The 21,821-nt window shown below is 69.9% G+C and carries 22 protein-coding genes; 18 read left to right on the plus strand and 4 right to left on the minus strand.

The window, feature by feature from the left end:
• Positions 1 to 295 precede the first annotated feature (295 nt).
• The 11 genes from gspG to PHR85_RS12245 all read left to right on the plus strand — a co-directional run bounded on the left by gspG (position 296) and on the right by PHR85_RS12245 (position 10,592).
• Positions 296 to 754 (plus strand): type II secretion system major pseudopilin GspG, encoded by a 459-nt coding sequence (gspG, locus tag PHR85_RS12195; protein ID WP_300054647.1) that lies wholly within the window; start codon positions 296 to 298, stop codon positions 752 to 754.
• 10 nt (positions 755 to 764) lie between these two features.
• Positions 765 to 1,220: a GspH/FimT family pseudopilin gene (locus PHR85_RS12200; RefSeq protein ID WP_300054649.1), complete on the plus strand. Its 456-nt coding sequence runs from the start codon at positions 765 to 767 to the stop codon at positions 1,218 to 1,220.
• 5 nt (positions 1,221 to 1,225) lie between these two features.
• Positions 1,226 to 1,609, plus strand: coding sequence for a type II secretion system minor pseudopilin GspI (gspI, locus tag PHR85_RS12205; protein ID WP_300054651.1), 384 nt, complete (start codon positions 1,226 to 1,228; stop codon positions 1,607 to 1,609).
• Positions 1,609 to 2,298: a type II secretion system protein J gene (locus PHR85_RS12210; RefSeq protein ID WP_300054652.1), complete on the plus strand. Its 690-nt coding sequence runs from the start codon at positions 1,609 to 1,611 to the stop codon at positions 2,296 to 2,298. The genes gspI and PHR85_RS12210 overlap by 1 nt, the downstream gene beginning before the upstream one ends.
• Complete coding sequence (gspK, locus tag PHR85_RS12215) at positions 2,295 to 3,278, plus strand: type II secretion system minor pseudopilin GspK (RefSeq protein WP_300054653.1); 984 nt, start codon at positions 2,295 to 2,297, stop codon at positions 3,276 to 3,278. The genes PHR85_RS12210 and gspK overlap by 4 nt, the downstream gene beginning before the upstream one ends.
• Before the next feature lie 57 nt (positions 3,279 to 3,335).
• Entirely contained in the window at positions 3,336 to 4,589 is a 1,254-nt protein-coding gene (gene gspL, locus PHR85_RS12220) for a type II secretion system protein GspL (RefSeq protein ID WP_300054655.1), read from the plus strand.
• Entirely contained in the window at positions 4,586 to 5,101 is a 516-nt protein-coding gene (gene gspM, locus PHR85_RS12225) for a type II secretion system protein GspM (RefSeq protein WP_300054657.1), read from the plus strand. Before gspL ends, gspM begins: the two co-directional genes overlap by 4 nt.
• Positions 5,098 to 5,913, plus strand: coding sequence for a type II secretion system protein N (gspN, locus tag PHR85_RS12230; RefSeq protein WP_300054659.1), 816 nt, complete (start codon positions 5,098 to 5,100; stop codon positions 5,911 to 5,913). Before gspM ends, gspN begins: the two co-directional genes overlap by 4 nt.
• A gap of 5 nt (positions 5,914 to 5,918) precedes the next feature.
• Positions 5,919 to 8,075 carry a type II secretion system secretin GspD gene (gene gspD / locus PHR85_RS12235; protein WP_300054661.1) on the plus strand — a complete coding sequence of 719 codons (2,157 nt, stop codon included), beginning with the start codon at positions 5,919 to 5,921 and terminating at the stop codon, positions 8,073 to 8,075.
• A gap of 13 nt (positions 8,076 to 8,088) precedes the next feature.
• Entirely contained in the window at positions 8,089 to 9,501 is a 1,413-nt protein-coding gene (locus PHR85_RS12240) for a GspE/PulE family protein (RefSeq protein WP_300054663.1), read from the plus strand.
• 125 nt (positions 9,502 to 9,626) lie between these two features.
• A complete protein-coding gene (locus PHR85_RS12245) occupies positions 9,627 to 10,592 on the plus strand; it encodes a tripartite tricarboxylate transporter substrate binding protein BugE (protein WP_300054665.1) in 966 nt (321 codons plus the stop codon).
• Positions 10,593 to 10,620: 28 nt separating this feature from the next.
• On the opposite strand, the gene PHR85_RS12250 is transcribed toward PHR85_RS12245, so the two are convergent.
• The 4 genes from PHR85_RS12250 to PHR85_RS12265 all read right to left on the minus strand — a co-directional run bounded on the left by PHR85_RS12250 (position 10,621) and on the right by PHR85_RS12265 (position 14,029).
• On the minus strand, positions 10,621 to 10,923 hold the full coding sequence (locus PHR85_RS12250) for a protease inhibitor I42 family protein (protein WP_300054666.1): 303 nt from the start codon (positions 10,921 to 10,923) through the stop codon (positions 10,621 to 10,623).
• An 89-nt stretch (positions 10,924 to 11,012) separates the two neighbouring features.
• Entirely contained in the window at positions 11,013 to 11,333 is a 321-nt protein-coding gene (locus tag PHR85_RS12255; RefSeq protein WP_300054667.1) for a hypothetical protein, read from the minus strand.
• A gap of 84 nt (positions 11,334 to 11,417) precedes the next feature.
• Positions 11,418 to 12,518 (minus strand): C1 family peptidase, encoded by a 1,101-nt coding sequence (locus PHR85_RS12260; protein WP_300054669.1) that lies wholly within the window; start codon positions 12,516 to 12,518, stop codon positions 11,418 to 11,420.
• Between the two features lie 92 nt (positions 12,519 to 12,610).
• Positions 12,611 to 14,029 carry a hypothetical protein gene (locus PHR85_RS12265; protein WP_300054670.1) on the minus strand — a complete coding sequence of 473 codons (1,419 nt, stop codon included), beginning with the start codon at positions 14,027 to 14,029 and terminating at the stop codon, positions 12,611 to 12,613.
• A 139-nt stretch (positions 14,030 to 14,168) separates the two neighbouring features.
• On the opposite strand from PHR85_RS12265, the gene PHR85_RS12270 reads away from it, so the two are divergent.
• From PHR85_RS12270 to arsA, 7 genes are all read left to right on the plus strand, one after another.
• Entirely contained in the window at positions 14,169 to 15,206 is a 1,038-nt protein-coding gene (locus tag PHR85_RS12270; protein WP_300054672.1) for an LLM class flavin-dependent oxidoreductase, read from the plus strand.
• 12 nt (positions 15,207 to 15,218) lie between these two features.
• Positions 15,219 to 16,445, plus strand: coding sequence for a type II secretion system inner membrane protein GspF (gene gspF, locus PHR85_RS12275; RefSeq protein ID WP_300054674.1), 1,227 nt, complete (start codon positions 15,219 to 15,221; stop codon positions 16,443 to 16,445).
• Between the two features lie 46 nt (positions 16,446 to 16,491).
• Positions 16,492 to 17,388: a 5'-nucleotidase gene (locus tag PHR85_RS12280; RefSeq protein ID WP_300054675.1), complete on the plus strand. Its 897-nt coding sequence runs from the start codon at positions 16,492 to 16,494 to the stop codon at positions 17,386 to 17,388.
• An 8-nt stretch (positions 17,389 to 17,396) separates the two neighbouring features.
• Entirely contained in the window at positions 17,397 to 19,139 is a 1,743-nt protein-coding gene (locus tag PHR85_RS12285; protein WP_300054676.1) for an ABC transporter ATP-binding protein/permease, read from the plus strand.
• A gap of 96 nt (positions 19,140 to 19,235) precedes the next feature.
• A complete protein-coding gene (locus PHR85_RS12290; RefSeq protein WP_300054678.1) occupies positions 19,236 to 19,700 on the plus strand; it encodes a DUF2703 domain-containing protein in 465 nt (154 codons plus the stop codon).
• Positions 19,701 to 19,731: 31 nt separating this feature from the next.
• On the plus strand, positions 19,732 to 19,980 hold the full coding sequence (locus PHR85_RS12295) for a DUF2789 domain-containing protein (RefSeq protein WP_300054680.1): 249 nt from the start codon (positions 19,732 to 19,734) through the stop codon (positions 19,978 to 19,980).
• A gap of 42 nt (positions 19,981 to 20,022) precedes the next feature.
• Positions 20,023 to 21,801 (plus strand): arsenical pump-driving ATPase, encoded by a 1,779-nt coding sequence (arsA, locus tag PHR85_RS12300; RefSeq protein WP_300054681.1) that lies wholly within the window; start codon positions 20,023 to 20,025, stop codon positions 21,799 to 21,801.
• Positions 21,802 to 21,821 lie beyond the last annotated feature (20 nt).

The following is a 21,821-nucleotide window of genomic DNA, read 5'->3' on the forward strand; positions in this document are numbered from 1 at the left end:
GCGACAACGACAGCAGCAACGTGAGCATACGCCGGCGCAAGATGCGCGCCGGCACCAGCCTCGACTACCGCCAGCAGATCCTGTTCGGTCAAATCTCGCCAGACTCAACATAGCGCGATCGCCCTGGCTGCGCGGGCTGGCTCTCTTGACCTCCTCCTGAAGGGGGAGGCTTGCCGCGCTCTTGGTCATGGCGGGCTGAACTCGGTTGTCTTGATGGACCCTTATCATAGGGCCTCGTTATGACCTCGATTTGACGGGCAGGCGCGCCGCGCGCGACCGCCCAGGGAGACCTGATTTGCCCAGCCTTGACACCCTCTCAACACCCTGTCGCCAGCAGCACAAGACCCGCGCGCACGGCTTCACCCTGATCGAGCTGATGGTGGTACTGGTCATCATCGGCGTGCTGGCCGCGCTGATCGTGCCCAACGTGCTGGATCGCGCCGACGATTCACGCGTGACGGCCGCCCGGACCGACGTCAACAACCTGATGCAGTCACTCAAGCTCTACAAGCTCGACAACCAGCGTTTCCCGAGCGGCGAGCAGGGCCTGCAGGCCTTGGCCGTCAAGCCGACCCAGGCACCGGTACCCGGCAACTGGCGCCCCTATGTCGACAAGCTGCCAGCGGACCCCTGGGGCAACCCCTACCAGTACCTGAATCCGGGCCTGCACGGCGCGGTCGACGTGCTGTCGCTGGGCGCCGACGGCCAGCCCGGCGGCGAGGGCCGCGATGCCGACATCGGCAGCTGGCAGTAAGGTTCGCCTCATGCCGACACGCCAGCGCGGCTTCACGCTGCTTGAGCTGCTGGTCGTGCTGGCCATCATCGGCTTGGCCATGGCTGGCGTGAGCCTGTCGCTACCCGATGCCAAGCCGCTCGAACGCGATGCGCAACGGCTGGCCGCGCTGCTCGAATCGGCGCGGGCCCATGCCCGCGCCAGCGCGGCGACGCTGGAGTGGCGAGCGACCGCGCGCGGCTTCGAGTTCATCGGTGCCGACCGTCCCGCCACCGGCGAGGACACGCTGGCCCCGCGCGACTGGCTGACCGAGGGACTGCAGGCGCGCATCGAGCAGCCGGCCGATGCCGCCACGCTGCGGCTCGGCCCCGAGCCGCTGATCCCCGCGCAGACCCTGAGGCTGAGCCTGAACGGTCGCGCATTGCGCCTGGTCACCGATGGCTTCGGTCCCTTCCGCATCCAGGCCGATGCGCCCGGATCGCCCTGACCGCGATGCGCCCCCCCCCCAGCCGCCAGCAAGGCTTCACGCTGATCGAGGTCCTGGTCGCGCTGGCCATCGTGGCCGTCGCGCTCAGCGCCGGCCTGCAGGCCACGGGCGCGCTGACCCGCATGGCGGAACGCCAGCCACGGCAGTGGCTGGCACAGCTCTGCGCCGAGAACGAACTGACCCGACTGCGCCTGCGGCGCCAGCTGCCGCCCGTGGGCGAATCGACGACGAACTGCGAGCAGGCCGGCCAGACCCTGACGGTCAGGCTGCGGGTGAACCCGACGCCCAATCCCAGCTTCCGCCGCGTCGATGCCCTGGTCGACAACCCCGACCCGGCCGCCGGCGGCGGGCAGCTGCTGCAGCTGTCCACCCTGTCGGGACGCTACTGATGCCGGCCCGCTCACGCCCCCGGCATGGGCGCGGCCTGACGCTGATCGAGTTGCTGGTCGCGCTGGCGCTGCTGTCGGTGCTGGCGCTGCTGAGCTGGCGCACGCTCGACGGCATGACGCGCGCGCAGCAGGTCACGCAGGAGCATGCCGACCGCTGGCGCGACTGGCAGACCGCGCTGGCGCAATGGGACGCCGACCTCGACGCCTTGCTGGACACCGAGCAGGTACCGCCGCTGGACTACGACGGCCGCGTGCTGCGGCTCACGCGCAGCGACCCGGACCAGGGCCTGGGCGGCGGGCTGCGCGTGATCGCCTGGGGCCTGCAGGCCGACCCGGTCTCGGGCGCACCGCGCTGGGCGCGCTGGGCTTCCGCGCCGCTGCGGCGGACCGAAGCGCTTGAGCAGGCCTGGCGGCAGGCCGAGCAATGGGGCCGCAACCCGAGCACACAGGACCGCCAGCAGCAGGTACTGCTGACCCCGGTAGCGGACTGGCGGATCTTCTATCACCGTGGCGGCGCCTGGAGCAACCCCTTGTCGGCCGAAGGTACGGACGAGGCGCAGGAATCCGCATCCAGCGTCGCCCTGCCCGACGGCGTGCGCCTGCTGCTGACCCTGCCCGCGACGGGCAATCCGACCGGCCAGCTGGTGCGCGACTGGGTCCGCCCGACCCTGGGCGGAGAAGGCCAATGAGGCACGGCCTGTCCCGCAACCGTCAGCGCGGCGCCGCGCTGCTGCTGGCCATGCTGACCGTGGCACTGGTCGCCAGCGTGAGCGCGGCGGCCTACTGGCAGCAATGGCGCAGCCTGCAGCTTGAGCAGACCGCGCGCCAGCGCGCGCAGTCGCTCTGGCTGCTGACCGGCGCGCTCGACTGGGCAAGACTGATCCTGCGCGAGGACGCGCGCGCCAGCCAGGTGGATCATCTGGCCGAGCCCTGGGCGCTGCCGCTGCAGGAAACCCGGCTGTCGAGCTTCCTGTCAGCGGGACAGGCCGATCCGACCATGGCGGATGCGTTCGACGCCCGGCTGTCGGGTCGCATCATCGACGAGCAGGGCAAGCTCAACCTGCGCAACCTGATCGAGTCAGCCGGCGATCAGGTCCAGCTCGCGCCGGTCGAGCGCCAATCCTTCGAGCGCCTGTTCGCGGCGCTGGGTCTGCCCTCGGCCGAACTGCAACAGCTGCTGCAGGGCCTGCTGGCCGCCTACACCCCTGGCACCAGCAGCGGTGCCAGCCGTGAAGGGCCGCTGCGGCCCCAGCGCTACGAGCAGCTGGCCTGGCTCGGCCTGTCGAAAGCGACGCTGGACCGGCTGAGTCCGTACGCGAGCTGGCTGCCCGAGCCGACTCCGCTCAACCTCAACACCGCCAGCGCGCTGGCGTTGCACGCGAGCCTGCCCGGGCTGGACCTGGCGCAGGCGCAGGCCGTGGTGGCCCAGCGCGAGCGGCGCCATTTCAGCGCCATCACCGATGTCAGCGACCTGGTGCCCGAGGTCGGCGCCCAGCTCAAACCCCAGCGCCATGCCGTCACGAGCCGCTACTTCCGCGTGCTCGGCCTGCTGCGGCTGGACGAGGCGACGCTGGAGCAGAACGCGCTGGTCATGCGCGACGGCATCAAGGTCAGGGTGGTGTGGCGCATGCATGGTGGCCTGCAGCGTCACCCAGCCACCCTAAAATGAACCGATCCTGGCCTTGTCCTGCGCTCCGCTCCTTTCATATCACCCCCGGAATCCGATGTGCTGCTGCTGACTCCTGTTGAAAACGCCTCGGCCGGCTCCACGCCCGGGACCGCCTGGCGCTGGGCCCAGTCGACCGACGGGCTCAAGCCGGCCCGGCTGGGCCTGTCGCCTGCCGCCGAGCTGCCACCGGACGCGGAATGCGTGCTGGTGGTCCCGGTGGAACAACTGTCCTGGCACCGCGTCCAGCTGCCCAGGATCGGCCCGGCCCGGCTGCGCGCCGCGCTCGATGGCCTGCTGGAGGAGCATCTGCTCGACGACCCGGCGCAACTGCATTTCGCGCTTGAGCCCGGCGCCAGGACCGGATCAGCCGGCAGTTGCTGGGTCGCCGCCTGCCGCAAGACCTGGCTGCACGCACAGCTGCAGGCGCTGGAACAGGCGCAACGTCCGGTCGGGCGCATCGTGCCGGCGGTCAGCCCCCAGCCCACCGAGCAGCTCTGGCTGCAGGACGATGCCGGGCAGACCTGGTGCATCGCCACCGGCCCAGCCGGGGTGCTGGTGCTGCCACTGCCCGCCTCGCCACCATCGGACAGTGACGCGACCGCACAGGCCATCCCGAACACTCTGAGGCGGTGGCTGGCCACCAGCCCGCCCAGTGGCGAACCACGCCCGTTGTCGGCCAGCGCAGACGCCGCGCATCTCGCGCTGGCCGAACAGGCCTGGCCGGAGCTCCAATGGACCATGGCCTCGGCACCCGAGCGCTGGCTGCAATCGCTGCGCCAGGGCTGGAACCTGGCCCAGTTCGACCTCAGGCTGTCGGCCAGCCAGCGCCGTGGCCAATGGCTGCCGCGTGCCTGGCGCACGCTGACGCGCGACCCCGCCTGGCGTCCGGTGCGCTGGAGCCTGGGTGCGCTGCTGGGCCTGCAGCTGCTGGGGCTCAACCTGCTGGCCTGGCAAGAACGCCGTGCCGAGCAGGCCCAGCAAACCGAGCTGCGCGAGCTGCTGACGCAAACCTTCCCCCAGGTCAGGCTGATACTGGACGCGCCACGCCAGATGCAGGCCAAGCTCGATCGCCTGCGCCAGCAGCAGGGCGAGCTCGGCGGCGGCGATCTGGAGAGCCTGCTGGCCGCCCTGGGTTCGGTCGATCAACCGGCGGCCTGGCAGAGGATCGAATTCAGCCCCGGCCAGGCCAAGCTGGTCGGCGTGACATTGGGCGCAGAAAGCCAGCAGGCGCTGCAATCCACCCTGCAGGCGCGCGGCTGGCGCGTCGAGACCTCGGGCAACGACTGGCGCCTGGATTGGGAAAAACGATGAACACCCCGCTCAATGCCCGCTGGCAGGCCTTCCTGACTGGACGCACGCCGCGCGAGCGACTGGCACTGCAAGCCACGAGCTGGCTACTGGCCCTGCTGCTGATCTGGAGCGTGGCGATCGCGCCAGCCTGGCGCGTGCTGCAGGCAGCGCCCGAGCGCCAGGCCAGGCTGGGTCCGCAACTGCACGCCATGCGCGCCATGGCCGCCGAGGCCAGGTCGCTGCGGCAATCCGAAAACGTCCAGACGGCAGCCTGGCCCGAACGGCTGCGCGCGCTTGAGTCCTCGACCCGGCGCCAGCTCAAGGAGCAGGCCCAGCTCCAGCCCTCGGGCGAGCAGGTCACGGTCACGCTGCGCGACGCCACGCCGGCGGCGCTGGCGCAATGGCTGCAGGAAGCGCGCGTCAATGCGCGCCTGCGTCCGACCCGGGTCCAGCTCGAACGCAGTGGCGCGGCCGGCGCGGTGCGCTGGCAAGGCCAGCTGGTGCTGGGCGATGCGACCGGGGCCGGCACATGAAGGCTGCGCTTCGACCCGCGCCGCCCACCACGCGGCGCGGCAGCGGCCTGTTCCTGCTGGCCGCCACGCTGGGTCTCACGGCGGGCGCGATCACCTTCGCGCCGGCACGCGCACTGGCGCTGCTGGTGCGCGAGGCCAGCGGGGACCGGGTCCGGCTGCTCAACGCGCGCGGCACGGTCTGGCAAGGCCGGGCCGACCTGGTGCTCACGGGCGGCACGGGCAGTTCGGCCGCCGCCGCCCTGCCCGAGGGACTGGGCTGGCGACTGGCGCCGACCTGGGCCGGCGGGCCGGCGCTCAGACTCAGGCTGACGGCGCCCTGCTGCGCGCCGCAGGGCCTGGACCTGCGGCTGGCCTGGTCGGCCGGTGGCGCCCGGCTGGAACTGGCCCGGCACACCAGCGTCTGGCCGGCCAGCTGGCTCGCGGGCCTGGGCTCGCCCTGGAACACGATCCAGCTGCAAGGCAGCCTGAAGTTGCAGACCGAGGGCAGCGGCGTCGAATGGGCACGAGGCCGGGCGCGCCTGAGCGGCCCGTTCGAGCTGCAGGCACTGGAGCTGGGCTCCAGCCTGTCGACGCTCAAGCCGCTGGGCAGCTACCAGTTGCGCTTCACGCCTGATGCCGGCGGCAGCCCCCGGCTGCAGCTCGATACCCTGCGCGGCGCGCTCAAGCTCAGCGGCCAAGGCCAATGGACCGGCGGCCGCCTGCGTTTTCGCGGCACGGCCGAGGCCGCACCGGACAGCGTGGACGCGCTGTCCAACCTCCTGAACATACTGGGGCGGCGCGACGGCGCGCGCGCCCACATCAGCCTGGGATGACACCGATGAAGCAAGTTCTTTCCACCGCCAAACGCGGCGCCCTGGCCCAGGCCATCGCGCTGGGCCTGGCATTGAGCACCGCGCCAGCCGCCTGGAGCCAGGCCAGCGGGCCGGCGCCACGGGCCGGCGAGCCGGTCACGCTCAACTTCGCCAACGCCGAGGTCGAGGCCGTGGCGCGCACCATGGCCACGCTGACCGGCCGCAACCTGGTGGTCGACCCACGCGTCAAGGGCACCTTGAACCTGTCAACCGACCGGCCGGTCAGTCCGGCGGCGGCCTTCGAGCAGTTCACCGCCGCGCTGCGGCTGCAGGGCTTCGCGCTGGTCGAATCGCAGGGCCTGTACAAGATCATGCCCGAGGCCGAGGCCAAGCTGCAGTCGCCCACGGTGGTGACCGCCAACAGCGTGGCCTCCGGTGGCCAGATCGTGACCCAGATCTTTCGCCTCAACCACGAGAGCGCCAACAGCCTGGTCGCGGTGCTGCGCCCGCTGATCAGCCCGAACAACACCATCAACGTGACGCCGGGCAGCAACGCGCTGGTGATCACGGACTACGCCGACAACCTGCGCCGGATCGGGCGCATCATCAGCGCGCTCGACACCGCGACCGCCAGCGACGTCGAGGTGATCCCGCTCAAGCACGCGCTGGCCAACGATCTCGCGCCACTGGTGCAGAAGCTGATCGATGGCAGCATGGGTATACCGGGTGCCGCAGGCCAGGGCCTCGACAGCAGCTTCAAGACCGTGCTGCTGCCCGAGCCGCGCAGCAACGCGCTGGTGCTGCGCGCCGCCAACCCGGCCCGGGTCGCGCTGGTGCGCGCGCTGGTCGACAAGCTCGATCGCCCGAACGCGGTCGGCACCCAGGGCAACATCCACGTGGTCTACCTCAAGAACGCCGACGCGACCCAGCTCGCCACCACGCTGCGCGCGGCGCTGGCCGCCGACAGCGTGGCCCAAGGGACGGCAGGCAGCGCGACAACGGGCGGCGCCACCATGACAGCCGCCGCGCGCCCGGTCGCCAGCGCCAACACCGGCATGACGGGCGCCAGCGCCCCGCTGTCCGGGCCGGCGCAGCCCTCGGTCGGCGGCCAGATCCAGGCCGACCCGGCCACCAACGCGCTGATCATCACCGCGCCCGAGCCGCAGGTCCGCCAGCTGCGCGCCGTGATCGACCAGCTCGACATGCGCCGCGCCCAGGTCTATGTCGAAAGCCTGATCGCCGAGGTCAACGCCGACAAGGCGGCCGAATTCGGCGTCCAGTGGCAGGGCGTGCTCGGCAAGAACGGCTCGCTGGGACTGATTGGCACCAACTCCGGCACGGCGGGCGCCAACATCCTGGGCGTGACGGCGGGGCTGGCCGCTGGCGGCACCTCGCTCGGCACCGCGGTCAACTCGCTCGGCGGCGGCCTCAACCTGGCGCTGGCGCCGAGCTTCAACGGCCGCCATTACCTCGGCGCGCTGGCCAACTTCCTGCAAAGCAGCGGCGACGGCAACGTGCTCTCGACACCGAACCTGCTGACGCTGGACAACGAGGAAGCCAAGATCGTGATCGGCCAGAACGTGCCCTTCGTGACCGGCCAGTACACCAACAACAACAGCGCCAACGGCTCGGTCAACCCGTTCCAGACCATCGAGCGCAAGGACGTCGGCCTGACGCTGCGCGTGCGGCCCCAGGTCAGCGAGAACGGCACCGTCAAGATGACCGTGTTCCAGGAGGTCAGCAGCATCTCCGACACCTCGACCGCCGGCCTGATCACCAACAAGCGCTCGATCGAATCCAGCGTGCTGGTCGAGGACGGCAGCATCGTCGTGCTCGGCGGCCTGCTGCAGGACGACTACTCGGGCAAGCAGGACAAGGTGCCCGGCCTGGGCGATCTGCCGGTGTTCGGCAACCTGTTCAAGAGCGAGGCGCGCAGTCGCAAGAAGACCAACCTGATGGTCTTCCTGCGCCCGGTCGTGCTGCGCGACGCCCGTCAGAGCGAGTCGCTCGCCCTGGACCGCTACGAGCTGATGCGTGGCAGCCAGGCCCAGCAGCAGCCCCAGCCCAACAGCGTGCTCGGCATCAGCGAGTCCGCGCAGCTGGCGCCGCTCGACCTGAGCCAGCCACGCCAGCCGCTCGGGACGGTGGTGCCGAACGCGGCCAATGCCCCGGTCACCCGATGAGCCGGGGCCGCGCATGACGACCTACCCCCTGCCCTATGCCTGGGCGCGCGAACACCGCCTGCTGCTGCAACAGGACAGCAGCGGCGCGACCCTGTGGGCGCCGCTGCCGAGCGCCGACAACCAGACCGCGCTGGCCAGCGCGCTGGGCGAGGTGCTGCGCCGCCACGGCCCCAGCCGTCTGCAGACCGAGGACGAAGCCTTGCTGGTGCAGCGCATCAGCGCCGCCTACGCCAACCAGGGCGATGCCAGCGCGGCGGCGGTGGTCAGCGAAGTCGAGTCCGACGCCGACCTCGGCCGCATGATGCAGGAGCTGCCCGCGATCGAGGATCTGCTCGAAACCGCTGGCGACGCGCCCATCATCCGCATGCTCAACGCGCTGCTGACCCAGGCCGCGCGCGACGGCGCCAGCGACATCCACATCGAGCCCTACGAGCGCAGCAGCTGCGTGCGCTTTCGCGTCGACGGCACGCTGCGCGAGATCGTGCAGCCGAATCGCGCGCTGCACGCGGCGCTGATCTCGCGCCTGAAGATCATGGCCGATCTCGACATCGCCGAGAAACGGCTGCCGCAGGACGGCCGCATCAGCCTGCGATTGGGCACGCGCGCGATCGACGTGCGGGTCTCGACCCTGCCGAGCGCGCATGGCGAGCGCGCGGTGCTGCGCCTGCTCGACAAGTCCGAGTCCAAGCTCAGCCTGGAAGCGGTCGGCATGCAGGGCGAGACGCTGGCGCGCCTGGAGCACCTGATCGCACAACCGCACGGCATCATCCTGGTCACCGGACCGACCGGCTCCGGCAAGACCACCACGCTCTACGCGGCGCTGCAGCGACTGGACGCGGCCCACCTCAACATCATGACGGTCGAGGACCCGATCGAGTACGAGCTGCCCGGCGTGGGCCAGACCCAGGTCAATGCCCGCATCGAGCTGTCCTTCGCCAAGGCGCTGCGCGCTATCCTGCGCCAGGATCCGGACGTGATCATGATCGGAGAGATCCGCGACTTCGAGACCGCGCAGATCGCGATCCAGGCCTCGCTGACCGGCCACCTGGTGCTGGCCACGCTGCACACCAACGACGCGGCCAGCGCGGTGACCCGCCTGACCGACATGGGGATCGAGCCCTTCCTGCTGGCATCCTCGCTGCTCGGGGTACTCGCGCAGCGCCTGGTGCGCAAGCGCTGCCCGGCCTGCCACGGCGCTGGCTGCGTCGTCTGCGGCCAGAGCGGCTACCAGGGCCGCACCGGCATCTTCGAGCTGCTGGTGGCCGACGACGCGATCCGCGCCCAGATCCACCGCCGCGCGCCCGAGGCCGAGATCCGCGCCCATGCGCTGGCGGGCGGCATGACGCTGATGCGCGACGACGGCGAGCGCCTGGTGCGGGATGGTGTCACCAGCCGCGAGGAACTGCTGCGCGTGACGCGGGACTGACCGCGATCAAGGCCTGATGCACGCTTCATCCACCCCAAGCCCGTCCGGGGCTGGTATGCTTTTTGTCTGACTTCCGACCTGAGAAATCCGGTCGGCCTGCCGGCATCCGTTCAAGAGGTTTTGAGATGAAACGTCGTCAAGTATTGACCTTCGCCTGCGCCCTGGGCGCCAGCACCCTGGCCCTGGCCCAGAGCTACCCGAGCAAGGTGATCAAGCTGCAGGTGCCGTTCGCGCCCGGCGGCACCACCGACGTGGTCGCGCGCATCATCGCCGAGCCGCTCGGCAAGGCGCTGGGCCAGAACGTCATCGTCGAGAACAAGGCCGGTGGCGGCGGCAGCATCGGCGCGGCCGAGACCGCGCGCGCGGCGCCAGACGGCTACAACCTGGGCCTGGCGACGGTTTCGAGCATGGCCGCCAACCCGGCGATCAATCCCAAGATCCCGTACAACCCGGTGGCGGACTTCACGCCCATCATCAACATCGCCGCCACGCCCAACGTGCTGGCGGTGCACCCGAGCTTCCCGGCCAAGGACTACAAGGCCTTCATCGAGGCGGTCCGCAAGGCGCCGGGCAAATACTCGCACGCCTCGTCGGGCACCGGCACCATCCTGCACCTGCAGATGGAGCTGTTCAAGGAACAGACCAAGACCTTCATCACCCATATCCCCTATCGCGGCTCGGGGCCGGCGCTCAACGACGCGGTGGCCGGCCAGGTCGAGATGATCTTCGACAACCTGCCCTCGGCGCTGCCCTTCATCCAGGCCGGCAAGCTGGTTCCGATCGCGGTCGCGGCGCCCAGGCGCCTGGAGCAGCTGCCCAATGTGCCGACCTTCAAGGAAGTGGGTCTGGAGCCGGTCAACCGCATGGCCTTCTTCGGCCTCATCGGCCCCAAGGGCCTGCCGAAGGAGGTGGTCGACAAGGTCAATGCCGGCGTGCGCAAGTCGTTGGAAGACCCGGCGGTGCGCAAGCGCATCGAGAGCACCGGCTCGCTGATCATCGCCAACACGCCCGAGCAGTTCGCCGCGCAGATCAAGACCGAGTTCGAGCTCTACCAGCAGGTGGTCAGCAGCCGCAAGCTCAAGCTCGACTGAGCTGATTCAGGGCCGGCGGATGGATTGTTCAATCCGCCGTGACTTCGAACACCGCCTGGTCCTTGACCGCGGGCTCCCAGCCGCGCCGGTAGGCGAACGAGAGTCGCGTCGCCCCCGCCGCCAACGACTCGAAACGGAAATGCTCGACGCCGCCTTCGCCCACGGCCGACCCCGGCCGGACGAGCTCGCGCCCGGCCAGCTTGAGCACGGCCGGATCGAAATCAGGCTGCCACTCGTAGCCGGTGGTCGGATTGGCGGCGAGCTCGATCACGAAGGCCTCGCCCTTGCTGACGCTGATCTGCGGCTGCTCCCGCTGGTATGACTTCGGCATATCTGCGTCCTTGCTGATGCAATCCAGGGAAGATACAGCCGCTGCCGCGGGACCGTTGCCGATGACGGTGCCGGCCCCGCGCGCCAGGCTCAGTACGACAGCGTGATCTTGAGACCCGGCCGGTTCTTGAGCAGCGCGAGCAGCTCGTCCAGACCAGGCTCGACCGCCTCGCCACCCTCGTCATCCGCCTCGGCCAGCACCTCGTCGAGCTCCTGCTGCGCCGCCTGTTCATCCTCGAGCGCGACCTCGGCCAGCTCGTCGGCCTCGGCGCCCGCGGACGGCTCGGCGCCGGCGCCGGTCAGCGCCTCGAACAGTTCGACCCCCGACTGGCCCGCCGGCGCTTCGGCCAGGCCGAACCAGTGGTCGAGCTCAGCCCCGGCCGGCTCGGCCTCGAACGGCTGTTGGGCCACCTGCTGCGACCCACATTCGCATCTACATCCACGTCCACTCATGTTGTCCTCCTGGTGTTTCGGGGCGGGGCGGGCCATGCCGCCTCAGATGGACTGCAGGGCACGGCAGAACGCCAGCCTGAACTGCGGGCAGACCTTGAGGGCCGCCTGGACGCGGCTGACCACGGCCATGACGGCGCGCGAGCACAGCGGTGCGCGGCCGACGCGACAGACATGGAACAGCAGGCAGGCCCGCAGGGTCCGGTTGGTCTGCGCGGCGCGCAGCACGCTGGTCAGGTAGATCCGGTGCTTGAGGCAGGGGTCCTCCACCGGCACCGGACATTGGTTGAGCTGCACATCGTAGAAGGCGAACTGGGTATCGAGGCCGCTGTCGCCATAGGCGATGCGGAACCAGCCGCGCGAGCCATCGGGCCCGAGCTCGCCCCAGCCGGTGCCCCAGCTGTTCTTGCAGATCCAGTATTTGCCAGTCTCGTTGTAGCCGACCACCGAGATCGCGTGGTAGCCCGCCAGGCTGCCACTGACATGCTTGTAGACACCGCCCGCATAGCTGAAGAAGTCCTGGTAGACCGCCATGCCGGCGACCATCGGACCGCGCGCGGCCAGCAGGTTCTTGCGGTCGGCCAGCGCGAGCACCTGGGTCCAGCCGTCGATCTTGAAGATCGGCGCGACACCCGGCTTGCAGGGCTGGTTGCTGTCGACGTAGGGGAAATCGGCCTCCCTGGCGACCCCGGTGTTCTTGCAGAAGTCGAGCGCGGGGGCGAAGTTCCAGCCATTGCCGCAGCAGTTGCCGCAGCCGCAATAGAACAGGTGGGACTCCGACAGGTCGAGGTCGAGATTGGGGTTCTGGCAGACGATATTGGCGCGCGCCTCGATGGTGGCCAGCGTGCCATGCGCGACGCAGGAGCCGCAGCCGCCCTGGTCCTTGATCGAGGTGACCCAGTTGCCGCCGTTGTTGCGCCAGTCGATCGCGAGCGGAAAGCCGGCCTCGGCCTGCAGCGCGCGCAATGCGGTGGCGGCCTTGATGGCCTTCTCGGTCGCTTCCAGTTCGGCCTTGTCGATGCGCAGGCCCAGCATCTCCTGCTGCTGTTCGGCGCTCAGCTGCGACACGCTGGTGGCGGCGGCCTGCCAGTCCAGGCCCTCCTTGGCAATCGCGTTCTGTATGGTCTTGAGGCTTTCCGTCGTCATTTGTCGATCTCCCTGTAAAACCAGGCCTGCGCTGACAGACAACGCAGTCCAACCTGCCAGGCGCAAACGCCTGGCTCCCACCCGTCAGCATTTCAGCGCGGCGGTTCCAAATCGGTTACAGACTCATGGGCATCGACCCAGCACAGGCTGCGCGAGAGGCTGACCCGTCCGTGCTTGACGTGAACCCAGTTCACCTGCGCCTCGTCCTGGGCGCAACCCAGGCGCCGCAGGCGGTGCAGCGCGACCTTCAGGTTCTGCAGCGCCTGATCGCCGTCCGAATCGGGCCAGAGCAGGTCGGACAGGCGCTCGACCGGCACCTTGTAGCCGCCTTCGCCGATCAAGGCCAGCAGCAGCGACCTGGTGCGCTGGCCCTTCCAGTCGCGGTCGTAGAGGCGCCGGCCCTTGATCTCGACGATGAACTCGCCCTGGGTGTGGATGCGCACATGCGGCGGAGCGCCCGACGTTGACGGGCTATGGCCGTCCAGCTTCAATTCCAGCCCGGGCAGCCAGTCGGCGCCGCGGTGCAGCGGCCTGAGGGTCTCGCCGAGCGGCAGCAAGGCACGGGCTTCAGCGAGCGCCTGGCGCGCCCGGTCGAGCTCGCCCGATCCCGCCACCAGCTGGGCCAGTTCGAGCCGGCCAGCCAGCGCCAGCTGGTCCAGACCGAGCGCTGTCCAATCGGGACAGCTGTGCAGCAGCCGTGCCCTGGCCTCGTCGACCCGCTGCAGATCGGCCATGGCCTGGACCTGCAGCAGGGCCGCCAGCTGCACCGCGAGCCGAGCCCCCGCGCGTGCGCCGGCGCTGGCAGATTCCTCGGCATGCACCAGGGCGCGCAAGGCTTCGCCACCCCTCAGGGCCGCGACCCCGAGCACGAAATGCCGGCCGGCCTGCAGCAGGGTCAGGCGCTCGGGGATGGCCGTACGCGCGATGCGGCCCGAGAGCGCCGTGACCTGGTCCCGGCATCCTTGCAGCGCGGCGGCGTACAGGCACAGCAGCGGCGGCAGCAGACCTGCTGGTCCCTGCGGCGGCAGCGCGGCTTCGGAGTCAGCAAGAATCTCCAGCGCCCCCGCCGCATCGCCCCTGAACAGACGGTTCAGGGCCAGCGCGCCATCGAGCCAGCCACGCGCGAGGGCGCTGCCGCCAGAGCCCAGGCAGCAGAATGCGGCATCCGAGAGCTGCACGTCGGCGCGCACCAGACGGCCCGCCAGGGAATCCACCACCCCGGCCAGCGCGCGCAGCGCCAGCAGCAAGTTGCCGGGGCGTTCGTCCTCGACGAGCGTGATCGCCTCGCCGAAGGTCAGTCTGGCCGTCGCGCAATCGCCATCACGCAACAGGGCGATGAGCCCGAGGCGCAGCAGCAGGGCCGCGCGCCGCCGCGACGGCAGCGCTGGCGCAGCCGCCAGCCCGTCGAGCAGGCGGTCGCGCCAGTCGTCGAGCCGCTCGAAACCGCGCGCCGAGCGCAGGATCGCATCGACGGCCTGACAGGCGTCGGCAGCCAGCTCTGCTGGCGCCACGGGTTGATCCACATCTGACATAGTCCCCCCTGAGCCCGCCAATCCAGACCGGGGACGGCCCCGTTCGCGATCAGCAGACTTTGATCCATTCGTTCTTGCAAAGCATTCGAGTGACAGATGCTGTCCCTACAATGCCCGCATGTCCACCACCGACTCGCACTCCCCCCGCCTCTCCATGCTCGACCTGGTCACCGTGCGCGAGGGCGGCAGCGTCGCCGACGCGCTGGCCATCGCGCGCCGCACGGCCCGGCACGCCGAAAGCCTGGGCTTTGCGCGCTACTGGCTGGCCGAGCACCACAACATGCCGGGCGTCGCGAGCTCGGCCACCGCCGTGCTGGTCGGCCATGTCGCGGGCACGACCGAACGCATCCGGGTCGGCTCGGGCGGCATCATGCTGCCGAATCACGCGCCGCTGGTGGTGGCCGAGGCCTTCGGCACGCTGGCCGAGCTCTACCCGGGCCGGATCGACCTCGGACTGGGCCGCGCGCCCGGCACCAACAGCCTGACCATGCGCGCCCTGCGGCGCGAGCGGGTCGAAACCGAGGACGACTTCCCGGCCGACGTCGCCGAACTGCAGCGCCTGCTGGCGCCGGCCCAGCCCGGCCAGCGCCTGATCGCGCTGCCGGGCGCCGGCACCCAGGTGCCGATCTGGCTGCTGGGCTCCAGCCTGTATTCGGCCCGGCTGGCGGCCGAACGCGGCCTGCCCTACGCCTTCGCCTCGCATTTCGCGCCGCGCATGCTGCTGCAGGCGCTCGACCTGTACCGGCGCCATTTCCGGCCCTCGGCCCAGCTGCAGCAGCCCTACGTCATCATCGGCGTGCCGCTGGTCGCCGCGCCGACCGACGAGGAAGCCGAATTCCTTGCCAGCAGCCATTACCAGCGTGTGCTCGGCATCCTGACCAACCAGCGCCGTGCGCTGCCACCGCCGGTGCCCCATTTCCTGGAAAACCTGCCGGCGCAGCACCGCGCCGCCGTGCTCGACTTCCTGGCGGCCGGCGTGGTCGGCGGCCCCGAGACCGTGCGCGCGGGCCTGACCCGGCTGGTCGAACTGACCGGCGCCGACGAGCTGATGCTGGTCAGCGACGTGTTCGACCCGGAGCTGCGGCTGCGTTCACTCGATATCGCCGCCCAGGCACTGGCGACGGCCTTCCCGGCCAGTCAAGCCCAGCCGGCCTGATACCGCAACCCCATGCCCGCCTACCGCTACGAAGCGCTGGATGCCGACGGCCGCCAGCAGCAGGGCCTGATGGAAGCCGACACCGCGCGCGCGGCCCGCACCCTGCTGCGCCAGCGCGGCCTGATCCCGCTCGAAGTACTGCCGGCGATGGGCAGCGAGGAAGCGCCCGCCAGCGGCTGGAACCGCCAGCTCTGGCGCGCGCGCACCTTCAACGCCGTCGCGCTGGCGGTCTGGACACGCCAGCTCGCCGGCCTGGTGAGTTCGGGTCTGCAGCTCGAACGCGGTCTCGCCGCCCTGGCCGACGAAGCCGACCAGCCCGAGCAGCAGCGCCTGGTCGCCAGCCTGCGCGCCGAGGTCAACGCCGGCTCCAGCTTCGCGCGCGCGCTGGGCCAGCATCCGCGCGAGTTCGACGCCAGCTACCGCGCGGTGATCGCCGCCGGCGAACAGGGCGGCCAGCTCGGCACCGTGCTGGAACGGCTGGCCGATGACCTGGAGGAGCGCGAGGCGCTGCGCAACAAGCTGATCTCGGCCGCGCTCTACCCCGCCATCGTGACGCTGTTCGCGATCGTGATCGTGGTCTTCCTGATGAGCTACGTCGTGCCCCAGGTCGCCAATGTCTTCGCTGGCAGCAAGCGCGCGCTGCCCGTGCTGACCGTGATCATGCTCTGGCTCAGCCAGATGGTGCGGCAATGGGGCTGGCTGGCGGCGCTGCTGCTGGCCGGCGGCGGAGTCGCACTGGCGCAGGCGCGCCGCAACGAGCCCCTGCGCGAGCGCATGGATGCGGCCTGGCTCAAGCTGCCGCTGGTGGGCCGCATCGCGCGCGGCTACAACGCGGCGCGCTTCGCCGCCACGCTCGCGATGCTGGCCGGCGCCGGCGTGCCGATCCTGCGCGCGCTGCAGACCGCGGCCGAGACGCTGCACAACCGCGCGCTGCGCGCCGACGCGCTCGACGCGCTGGTGCTGGTGCGCGAGGGGGCGCCGCTGGCCGGTGCGCTGGCGTCGAAGAAGCGTTTTCCGGGGCTGATCTCGATGTTCGCGCGCCTGGGCGAGCAGACCGGCCAGTTGCCGGCCATGCTCGAACGCGCCGCGACCCAGCTCAGCGCCGAGGTCCAGCGCCGCGCGCTGCGCCTGGCCACGCTATTGGAGCCGCTGCTGATCGTCGTGATGGGCCTGGTGGTGATGCTGATCGTGCTCGCGGTGCTGTTGCCCATCATCCAGCTCAACCAGCTGGTGAAGTGAGGCCGGTCGCGGTTAAGCTAGCCGGGCCGCCACCACAGGAGTCCACATGCCCGCCACCTTGGAAGGCCAGCTCGTCGTCGCGATCTCCTCGCGCGCGCTGTTCGACTTCGAACAGGAGAACCAGGTTTTCGAGCAGGGCGACGACCGCGCCTACATGCAGCTGCAGCTCGCGCGACTGGAACAACCGGCGCCGCCGGGCGTCGCGTTCTCGCTGGTGCGCAAGCTGCTGAGCTTCAATTCGCCCGGCGAGCCGCGCGTCGAGGTCGTGATCCTGTCGCGCAACGACCCGGTCTCGGGGCTGCGCGTGTTCCGCTCGGCCCAGCATTACGGCCTGGGCATCGAGCGCGGCGTCTTCACGCGCGGCCAGTCGCCCTGGCGCTACCTGCGTCCGCTGCGCGCCAACCTGTTCCTGTCGACCCACCTGAGCGACGTGCGCGCCGCGCTCGCCGCCGGCGTGCCGGCGGCACAGGTCTACCCGCAATCGGTGCACGCCAGCGACGCGCACCCGCACGAGGTCCGCATCGCCTTCGACGGCGACGCGGTGCTGTTCTCGGACGAGGCCGAGCGCGTCTACCAGGCCCGGGGCCTGGGCGCCTTCCAGCAGCACGAGCAAGACCGTGCCGATCAGCCGCTGCCGGGCGGCCCGTTCAAGCCGCTGCTGGAAGCGCTGCAAAAACTGCAAAGCGCGGCCAGCGCCGGCATGCACCTGCGCACCGCGCTGGTCACGGCGCGCAGCGCGCCGGCGCACGAGCGCGCCATCCGCACCCTGATGGACTGGGACATCGCGATCGACGAGGCCATGTTCCTCGGCGGCCTGCCCAAGGGCGAGTTCCTGCGCGAGTTCGAGCCCGACTTCTTCTTCGATGACCAGACCGGCCATATCGAATCGGCCGCGCTGCATGTGCCATCCGGCCATGTGGCGTCCGGCGTCGCCAACCCCTGAATGCCTCCATGAGCCTGCTGACCAAGCTGAACCAGTTCCGCCATTTCGCCTCCCGCGCCTGGGCGCTGTCCGCCCCCTACTTCGGCTCCGACGAGAAATGGCGCGCGCGCGGCCTGCTCGCGGCCATCGTGGCGCTGAACCTCGGCGCGGTCTACATGCTGGTGCTGCTCAACGAGTGGAACCGGGTCTTCTACGACGCGCTGCAGAACAAGAACGCCGAGGTGTTCTGGCAGCAGCTCGCTCGCTTCACCGGGCTGGCCTTCGGCTACATCCTGATCGCGGTCTACCGCTTCTACCTGACCCAGCTGCTCGAAATCCGCTGGCGCGCCTGGATGACGGCGCATGTGATGGCGCGCTGGCTCGGCCACAAGGCCTTCTACCGGCTCGAACTGATGCGCTTCACGCGCGAGGACGCCAGCCTGCCCGACAACCCGGACCAGCGCATCCAGGAAGACCTCGGCATGTTCACCGCATCGGCCGTGGGCCTGAGCATGGGCCTGCTCAACGCCTGCGTCACGCTCGCGAGCTTCGTCGGCATCCTGTGGGGCCTGTCGGGCAGCTTCGGCTTTGCCTTCAACGGCAGCGACTGGAACATCCCCGGCTTCATGGTCTGGATGGCGATCGCCTACGCACTGGTCGGCAGCGTGTTGACGCATTACATCGGCCGTCCGCTGATCAGCCTGAACTTCGCGCAGCAAAAGCGCGAGGCCGATTTCCGCCATCACCTGGTGCGGGTGCGCGAGTACAGCGAGGCGATCGCGCTCGATCGCGGCGAGCCGGTCGAGCAACGCCAGCTCGGCGGCCATTTCAGCGCCGTGCTGCAGAACACCCTGGCGCTGATCAAGACGCAGAAGCGCCTGACCTGGTTCACGGTCGGCTTCGGCCAAGCCGCGGTGGTGTTTCCATTCGTGGTGGCGGCGCCGCGCTTCTTCAGCGGTGCGATCCAGCTCGGCGAGCTGATGCAGATCGCCTCGGCCTTCGGCCGGGTGCAGGATGCGCTGTCCTGGTTCGTCGACAACTACGACGCGCTGGCGCGCTGGCGCGCCACCACCGACCGTCTGACCGGCTTCGAGGACAGCCTGAAGGCCGCCAACAGCCACGACACACTGACGGCCGGCAGTGGCGACACACTGCGCCTGAAGGACCTGACCCTGTCGCTGCCGGACGGCAGCGTGCTGCTGCAGGGCCAGGGCCTTTCGCTGCGCCCGGGCGACAGCGTGCTGCTGCAGGGTCCGTCGGGCAGCGGCAAGTCCTCGCTGTTTCGCACCCTGGCCGGGATCTGGCCCTATGCGCGCGGCCATGTCGAGCTGCCGGCCGGCTTCGAGCAGGACGCGATGTTCCTGCCGCAGCGGCCCTATTTCCCCAACGGCAAGCTGCGCGACGCGCTGGCCTACCCAGCTCAAGCTGACCGCTACAGCGACGCCGAGCTGCAGCAGGCGCTGTGCGACGCGCTGCTGCCGCAACTGGCCGACAAGCTCGACGCCGAGGATGCCTGGGGCCAGAAGCTCTCGGGCGGCGAGCAGCAGCGCCTCGCCATCGCACGCGCCTTGCTGAAGCAACCGCGCTGGCTGTTCGCCGACGAGGCCACCAGCGCACTCGACGCCGCCGCCGAGCAGCAGGTCTACGAGAAACTGCTCGGCTTGATCCGGCAGCATGGCGGCGCGCTGGTGTCGATCGCGCACCGACCCTCGGTGGCCGCGTTCCATCAACGGCAATGGACGGTCGAGGCCTCGGGCCGGCTGACAGGCTGACAGGCTGAGCAGGGACTGGCAGACAAGCGCGCGGGCTGCTATCGTTCGTCAATCACGAGGGAGGCAGCCTCCTCCTCGCATCCAAGGAGATGACTCATGAAAACCCTGCCCATCATCTGGCAACGCCTGATCAACGACCAGGGCAACACCTGTCCCCGCTGCCAGGGCACCGGCGAGACAGTCCGGCGCGCGGTCGAACGGCTCAGGGCCGTGCTCGAACCATTGGGCGTGCAGCCGGTGCTCGAATGCCGCGAGCTCGACCAGCAGGCCTTTCTGGAGCAGCCCTCGGAGTCCAACCGGATCTGGATCAGCGGGCAGCCGCTCGAAGCCTGGCTGGAGGGCCAGACCGGCGCCAGCCGCTGCTGCGATGAATGTGGCGACCAGGACTGCCGCACGCTGGAGCTCGAAGGCCAGTCCTACGAGGTGATCCCCGAGGATTTACTGGTACGCGCCGGACTCAAGGCCGGCATCCGACTGCTGGAACCGGAACCTGCCAGCCAGGCCGCTGCCGGCAGCGGCACGGCGTCGAGCTGCTGCGGCAGCGGCGGCTGCTGCTACTGAACCACAACCACCTGACTTCAAGGAGATCGCCATGGAAGCCGCCATCAACCGATTCCACGACCTGTTTGCACAGCTGGGGCTCCCCAGCGACCCAGCCAGCATCCAGGCCTTCCTGACCCGTCACACCCCGCTGGCGCCAGAGATAGCGCTGCCGGATGCCAACTTCTGGACGCCTTCCCAGGCCACGTTCCTGCTGGAAGCCCTGCAACAGGATTCGGACTGGGCCGAACTGGTCGACCAGCTGAGCCACGCCTTGCGCGGACCGGAAAGCGCCACCTGAAAACTCGCTTTACTGGCTAAAGCAGAAGACGGAAAATTCGGCATGCAATTCCTCCAGCATCCGCCGCGCTTTCTGTTCTTCACCGGCAAGGGAGGCGTGGGCAAGACCTCGATCGCCTGCGCGACTGCCGTCGAACTGGCCAGCACTGGCAAGCGGGTGCTGCTGGTCAGCACCGACCCGGCCTCGAACGTCGGCCAGGTGTTTGGCGTCAGCATTGGCAACCAGATCCTGCCGATTGCCAGCGTGCCGAACCTGTCCGCACTCGAAATCGACCCCCAGGCAGCGGCCCAGCGTTACCGCGATCGCATCGTGACTCCGGTGCGCGGCGTATTGCCCGATCAGGTGCTCAAGGGCATCGAGGAACAGCTCTCGGGCGCCTGCACGACCGAGATCGCCGCCTTCGACGAGTTCACCGAGCTGCTGGTCGGCTCGGCGCGCACGCGCGAGTTCGACCATATCATCTTCGATACCGCCCCCACCGGCCACACGATCCGACTGCTGCAGCTGCCGGGCGCCTGGAGCGATTTCCTCGAAGCGGGCAAGGGCGACGCCTCCTGCCTCGGCCCGCTGGCCGGCCTGGAAAAGCAGCGCGAGCAGTACCATGCTGCCGTGCAGGCGCTGGCCGATCCGCAGCGCACCCGGCTGATCCTGATCGCCAGGGCGCAAGCCGCGACCTTGCGCGAAGCGGCACGCACCCATGAAGAGCTGGCGGCCATCGGCTTGTCGCAGCAGCACCTGGTGGTCAACGGCGTGCTGCCAGCCGGCGAGGCCGCACAGGACGCGCTGGCCGGCGCAATCGTCGCCCGCGAGACCCGGGCGCTGGCCGGGATGCCAGCCGGATTGCAGGCCTTGCCGCAGGACCGGATTGCCCTCAAGCCGTTCAACCTGGTCGGGCTGGAAGCCTTGCAGCAGCTGTTCCGCCCGGCAACACCAGCAGCGACCGCCGTCGAGCCGATCCCGTCAGGCATGGCGGCGCTGCCAGCTCTGGCCACGCTGGCCACACTGGTCGACCAGATCGCCGCCGACGGACATGGCCTGGTGATGCTGATGGGCAAGGGCGGCGTGGGCAAGACTACCTTGGCGACAGCGGTAGCGGTCGAACTGGCCAGCCGTGGCCTGCCAGTGCACCTGACCACCTCGGACCCGGCCGGGCATCTGGCCGAAACGCTGGAGGGCTCGCTGCCGCAGCTGACGGTGAGCCGGATCGACCCGCATACCGTCACCGAACGCTACCGCCAGCAGGTTCTGGCAACCAAGGGCGCCAAGCTCGACGCCGCCGGCCGTGCCATGCTGGAGGAGGACCTGCGCTCCCCCTGCACCGAGGAGATCGCGGTGTTCCAGGCCTTCTCGCGCATCATCCGCGAGGCGGGCCGCAAGTTCGTCGTGATGGATACCGCACCGACCGGACACACCCTGCTGCTGCTTGATGCCACCGGCGCCTATCACCGCGATATCGCGCGCCAGATGGGCGACACCGGCGTCCACTTCAAGACACCGATGATGCAGCTGCAGGACCCGCAGCAGACCAAGGTGCTGCTCGTCACGCTGGCCGAGACCACGCCGGTACTGGAAGCCGCCAACCTGCAGGCCGACCTGCGCCGAGCCGGCATCGAGCCCTGGGCCTGGGTGATCAACAACAGCCTGGCGGCCAGCGCTGCGCAATCCGCGCTGCTGCGTCAACGGGCGCTCAACGAGCTGCGCGAAATCGACAGCGTGATCGCCCGGCATGCCAGCCGCCATGCCGTGGTGCCCCTGTGCGCCGTGGAGCCGGTCGGGGTCGAGCGGCTGCGACAACTCTCGGCGCCAGTCCAGCGCAACTGAGCCCGGCGCTATGGGCTCAG

This window comes from Malikia sp. (genome assembly GCF_028687635.1).
GTDB lineage: Bacteria > Pseudomonadota > Gammaproteobacteria > Burkholderiales > Burkholderiaceae_C > Malikia.